Annotated in this window: 2 protein-coding genes; one reads left to right on the plus strand and one right to left on the minus strand. The window is 63.7% G+C overall.

The genetic code is table 11. The features are described from left to right. Positions 1-399, minus strand: a 399-nt coding sequence (locus MKK75_RS26025; RefSeq protein ID WP_244045384.1) for a hypothetical protein, incomplete at its 3' end; no start/stop codon positions are given. A 92-nt stretch (positions 400-491) separates the two neighbouring features. On the opposite strand from MKK75_RS26025, the gene MKK75_RS26030 reads away from it, so the two are divergent. After that, positions 492-683: hypothetical protein (locus tag MKK75_RS26030; protein ID WP_244045385.1), on the plus strand; the 192-nt coding region annotated here is incomplete at its 3' end.

Below are 683 nucleotides of genomic sequence, written 5' to 3' on the forward strand. Positions count from 1 at the left end.
ATTCGTGTTGATGTCGTCCCGGGCCTGCCCGTACTGTCCGGTCAGATCGTCCCTGGCCTGCCCATAGCCTTGGCCCAGGGATGACAGCGCCGAGCCGTAGTTGCCGGTGATCGCATCGGCCGCCTGACCGTAGCTCGACCCAAGCTGAGAGATGCCAGCTTGAGCGCCTTGGTTTATATCAAGTCTCTGATCGCCATAACCCGTCGCCAGCAACTGACCACCGGTACCGTAACCAGCCTGGAGGGCGCTGAGACCCTGACCGAGCAGGTAGTTGTTGGCCTGCGTGTAGTTGTCGCCGAGCGCTGTGCTCTGCTGGTTCAGACCCGTGTTGATGGTCTGCATATTGTTCTTGTAGGCGGTCGTCGCGGCCCCGCCCGTAATCGAGTCGAAGATACCCATAATCAGTGCACCTTCATCGGGTCGGGCATTGGGATGCTGCGCTCGGCCGGCTTGGGTCGTCTCATCGAGCGGGGCGTGATTCATAGGGCAGCTTGCGCGGTCAGCGCCCAAATCATAGCTTCGGCGCCGTTGAGGCCGCCGCACGTGAGGCCTTCGACTCCACCCCGCCCCCGTGCGATGCAGGGACCGGACGAGATTCACCCCCGGCACCGGCCATGACCGACACGATCCTGACGGCTCTGGCCCTGCTCGGCCTGATCCTGGCCCTCCTCCCGGCGGTGCTG

This window comes from Methylobacterium sp. J-030 (genome assembly GCF_022829545.1).
Classification (GTDB): Bacteria; Pseudomonadota; Alphaproteobacteria; order Rhizobiales; family Beijerinckiaceae; genus Methylobacterium.